Annotated in this window: 1 protein-coding gene; it reads left to right on the top strand. The window is 36.7% G+C overall.

What is annotated here, in order from left to right:
- Window positions 1-493 (top strand): reverse transcriptase domain-containing protein (locus tag ACFFIT_RS09425; RefSeq protein ID WP_385877407.1); only part of this gene is annotated, 493 nt, incomplete at its 5' end.
- Between the last annotated feature and the right edge of the window lie 79 nt (window positions 494-572).

The raw sequence follows: 572 nt of genomic DNA, 5'->3' as shown, positions 1-572 counted from the left end.
AGGTAAATCGGCACATGATGCAGTGGCACAAGCTCGTTCTAATTGCTTTAAGTATAAATGGGTTGTTGATTTAGATATTAAAGGATTTTTCGATAATATCGATCATGAACTTATGTTAAAGGCAATAGACAAACAGAATCCACCTAAATGGATCAAACTTGCCCTAGTGCGTTGGTTAAAAGCGGATGTTATGTATCTTGATGGTAAAATCGAATCAAGAGAAAGTGGCACACCTCAAGGGGGAGTCATCAGTCCCTTATTAGCCAATCTTTTTCTACATTATACGTTCGATAAATGGATGGAGCGTGAATTTTCAACGCTACCATTTGAGCGTTATGCTGATGATGCGATAATACATTGCGTATCTGAAAAGCAGGCTCAATTTGTACTGAACAAGCTGAAAAGAAGAATGATTGAATGTAAGCTAGAATTGCACCCAAAGAAAACAAAAAATAGTCAATTGCGACGTCAGAACGAATCAGCATGCGGCTAACAATCAGTTTGATTTTCGGAACTTGTCAAGATAGTTGTTAGTTATTTATAATTTTTACATACTAAGCTACACCGTTTGT

It is taken from the genome of Thorsellia kenyensis, assembly GCF_042432445.1.
Taxonomy (GTDB): Bacteria; Pseudomonadota; Gammaproteobacteria; order Enterobacterales; family Thorselliaceae; genus Thorsellia; species Thorsellia kenyensis.
The sequence above is the reverse complement of the archived record's forward strand: the minus strand, read 5'-3'. Positions and strand labels throughout refer to the sequence as shown.